Here is a 3820-nt window from a genome sequence, read left to right on the forward strand (position 1 = left end):
GCCGGCTGCGTCGTCCCGTAGTCGCGGGCCAGCCCGCGCACCTCGTCGGCGCCGATGCCGCAGACCGCCGCCGCGCGCTCCGGCGGCCACGCCAGCGCGCGCTCGCGCAGGCCGCCGGCCCCCTCCCAGCCATCGACATGCTGGCGCAGATAGTCATGGTCCAGCCAGTCGTTGACGATCAGCTGCTGCATCAGGCCCAGCGCCAGCGCGCCGTCGGTGCCCGGCATTAGGGCGATGTGCTGATGGCATTTATCGGCCGTCTCGGTCTTGCGCGGGTCGATGCAGATCAGTTTGGCGCCGGCCCGCTTGGCCTGATTCGCATAGGTCCAGAAATGCAGATTGGAGGCGATCGAATTGCTGCCCCAGATCAGGATCAGCCGGCTCTCGGCAAAGAACGGCAGGTGCATGCCGAGCTTGTGGCCATAGGTCGCGGTCAGCGCCGCCGCACCGGCCGAGGCGCAGATGGTGCGGTCCAGCAAGGAGGCACCGAGGCGGTTGAAAAACCGCCCGGCCATCGCCTCGCCCTGCAGCAGCCCCATGGTGCCGGCATAGCTATAGGGCTGGATCGCCTGCGGGTCGCGGGCCGCAACCGCCCCCAAGCGGGCGGCGATATCGGCCAGGGCGGCGGCCCAGCTGACGGCCTCAAAACGCGGCGCCTCATGCTTGGCGCTGACCCGCTTGAGCGGTTGCAGTACGCGCTCGGCGTGATAGGTGCGCTCGGCATAGCGCGACACCTTGGTACACAGCGCGCCGTGGGTGCTGGGATGGTCGGCACGGCCCTGCACCTTGATGACGCGGCCGTTTTCTACCGTCAGCGCCAGCGCGCAGGTGTCGGGGCAGTCATGCGGGCAGGCGCCGTTGACGACGATGGTTTGCGCGGGTATGGGGGTGGCTGAGGCTTGCATGGCCGAACTATTGCACATTGGGCGGATACTTGGCCGCGGCAAGGTCGAACGGCGGGAGCGAGCAATGGGTAGCAACGCATGGTTGATGGGCATTGGCGGCGCGCTTTTGCTGGTGGCGCTGACATGGGCAGCCGCGATGTGGTGGTTCGGCCGCAAGCTCTTGCGCGCGGCGGTGCGCACTCAAAAGCTGGAGAAGGCCCGCCAAACCCTGACGCAACAAAACTCGCAGGCGCGCCGGCAGATCGAGCAGTTGCTGATCGAGGTGGCCGAGTTGCGCCGCCAAATGAGCCGGTTGGACGCCGCCAAAGCGCAGCAAATGCGCGTCTCGGCCGCCAGCCAGGACTTTGCCGACAGCGGGCCTTTCGTCGAGGCGGCCGAGCCGGTCGAGACGCCCGCCGACGGCTTCGCTGATACGCATTTCTTCATGCCCAAGAAGCTATGAGGTCAAGGCTGGGGACCCGTATCTCCCTGCGAGGCTGGCATTAAACTGCGGTCAACAGGGTCGTTGCCTTCGCCATCGACCGCCATGAAAGAGCCCATGAAGCTGATCGATTCAATCCTGGCCGACGCGCCCAGCATTGCCAAACTGCGACGCGACATCCACGCGCATCCGGAGTTATGTTTTCAGGAGCAGCGAACCTCCGACCTGATCGCCAAGGCGCTGACCGACTGGGGCATCCCGGTCCACCGCGGCTTGGGCACAACCGGCGTGGTCGGCATCGTCAAAGCAGGCAGCTCGACGCGTGCCGTCGGCCTGCGCGCTGACATTGACGCGCTGCCAATGACCGAGCACAACAAGTTCGCCCATGCCAGCACCTACGCCGGCAAGATGCACGCCTGCGGCCATGACGGCCACACCGCCATGCTGCTGGCGGCGGCCAAGCATCTGGCGACCCAGCGAGATTTCGACGGCACCGTCTACCTGGTCTTCCAGCCGGCCGAAGAAGGCGGCGGCGGCGCCCGCGAGATGATCAAGGACGGCTTGTTCACGCTCTTTCCCATGGAGGCGATGTTCGGCGCCCACAACTGGCCCGGCATGGCGGCCGGCCAGTTCGCCGTCAAGAGCGGCCCGGTGTTCGCGTCCAGCAATGAGTTCAAGATCACCTTGCGCGGCAAGGGCGCCCATGCGGCGATGCCGCATCTGGGAATCGATCCGGTGCCGGCCGCCTGCCAGCTGGTGCAGGGCTTTCAAACCATCATCAGCCGCAACAAGCGGCCCAGCGATGCCGGCGTGATTTCCGTCACCATGATCCACACCGGCGAGGCCACCAATGTGATCCCCGACAGCTGCGTGATCGAGGGCACGGTGCGCACCTTCACGCTGGAGGTGCTGGACTTGATTGAGCGGCGCATGCGGCAGATGGCCGAGGCCACGGCCCAGGCTTTTGAGTTGCAATGCGAGTTCGAGTTCAAGCGCAATTACCCGCCGACCATCAACCATGCGCAAGAGACCGAGTTTGTGCGCGAAGCCTTGAGCGATATGGTCGGCAGCGCCAATGTGCAGGAGTTCGAGCCGACCATGGGGGCCGAGGACTTCAGCTTCTTTTTACAAGCAAAGCCCGGCTGCTATTTCCTGATCGGCAATGGCGACGGCAGCCACCGCGCCGGCGGCCATGGCATGGGGCCCTGCATGCTGCACAACCCCAGCTATGACTTCAATGACGAGCTGATCCCGCTGGGCGGCTCGATGTGGGTGCGGCTGGCTGAAGACTGGTTGAACAAGCCCAGACCATGAACGCCAGCGGCTATTTCTCGCAGAGCTATGCCGAGGCGCGGGCCAAGTTTCTCGCCGCAGCGGAAGTCGCCGGCCTCGACCCCGAGGCCCATCCCCACCCCCTGCTCGGCCGCGACGGCGAGCGGCTGGCTATCGATGTGGTCCGCTCGGGGCCAGCTGGCGCCAAACGGTTGCTGATCATCAGCAGCGCCTGTCACGGCGTCGAGGGCTTTGCCGGCAGCGGTATACAAACCGGCCTGCTGAGTGATGCCAGCTGGCTGGCCCAAGTGCAGGCCTCCGGTGTGGCGATTCTCTACATCCATGCCCTCAACCCGCATGGCTTTTCCTGGTGGCGGCGGGTGACGCAAGAAGGCGTCGACCTGAACCGCAACTGGCATGACTTCCACCGGCCGCTGCCGCACAACGCCGGCTACGACGAGCTGGCCGCCGCCTTGATTCCAGCCACTTGGCCGCCCGGCCCAGCGGCCGAGGCGGTGCTGGCCGACTATGCCGCTCGCCATGGCGACAAGGGCCTGCAAGCGGCCATCACCGGCGGCCAATATGCGCATGAGCTGGGCCTGTTCTACGGCGGACGCGCACCGACCTGGAGCCAGCAAACCTTGCGCCACATCATCCAGGAGCAGGCCCGGCACGCCGAGTCGATTGCCTGGATTGATCTGCATACGGGCCTGGGGCCTAGCGGCCATGGTGAGCGCATCTTTGCCGGCCCCGCCGATCCTGCAGCGTTGGCCCGCGCGCGGCGCTGGTGGGGCGACCAGGTCACCAGCATGGCGGACGGCAGCTCAAGCTCGGCGCCCCTGGTCGGCTTGATGTGGAGCGTGGTGCCCGAGCTGCTGCCGGCCGCCCGCTACACCGGCATTGCGCTCGAATTCGGCACCCTGCCCTTGGCCCAAATGCTGGCCGCCCTGCGTGCAGATCATTGGTTAGAGGCGCACCCGGAATGTCCAGCCGAGCAGGCCCGCGCCATCAAACAACAGATTCGCGCTGCCTTCTACGTTGACCGCGACGATTGGAAGCAGCTGCTGCTGAGCCAGGCCCGCGAAGCCTGCGAGCAAGCATTACAAGGATTGGCAAGCAATGATGACTGAGCTGGACCCCACCCGCGTTGAGACGATTCAGCGCGAGACGCAAGACTGGCTGGAGAAGGCCGTCATCGGCCTCAACCTCTGCCCCTTCGCCA

General features: G+C 66.0%; 5 protein-coding genes. 4 read left to right on the top strand and 1 reads right to left on the bottom strand.

What is annotated here, in order from left to right:
* A partial coding sequence (locus RMO57_RS05615) for a molybdopterin-dependent oxidoreductase (protein WP_310385001.1) occupies nucleotides 1-905 on the bottom strand: 905 nt, incomplete at its 3' end.
* 64 nt (nucleotides 906-969) lie between these two features.
* On the opposite strand from RMO57_RS05615, the gene RMO57_RS05620 reads away from it, so the two are divergent.
* The 4 genes from RMO57_RS05620 to RMO57_RS05635 form a co-directional block, all read left to right on the top strand.
* On the top strand, nucleotides 970-1347 hold the full coding sequence (locus tag RMO57_RS05620; RefSeq protein ID WP_310385002.1) for a hypothetical protein: 378 nt from the start codon (nucleotides 970-972) through the stop codon (nucleotides 1345-1347).
* Between the two features lie 96 nt (nucleotides 1348-1443).
* Nucleotides 1444-2640, top strand: coding sequence for a M20 aminoacylase family protein (locus tag RMO57_RS05625; protein ID WP_310385003.1), 1197 nt, complete (start codon nucleotides 1444-1446; stop codon nucleotides 2638-2640).
* A complete protein-coding gene (locus RMO57_RS05630; RefSeq protein WP_310385005.1) occupies nucleotides 2637-3728 on the top strand; it encodes a M14 family metallopeptidase in 1092 nt (363 codons plus the stop codon). Before RMO57_RS05625 ends, RMO57_RS05630 begins: the two co-directional genes overlap by 4 nt.
* The coding region (locus RMO57_RS05635; protein ID WP_310385007.1) for a DUF1415 family protein at nucleotides 3721-3820 on the top strand (100 nt) is incomplete at its 3' end. The genes RMO57_RS05630 and RMO57_RS05635, both read left to right, overlap by 8 nt.

Origin of the sequence: Roseateles sp. (assembly GCF_031397715.1) — a bacterium.
Taxonomy (GTDB): Bacteria; Pseudomonadota; Gammaproteobacteria; order Burkholderiales; family Burkholderiaceae_C; genus Paucibacter_A.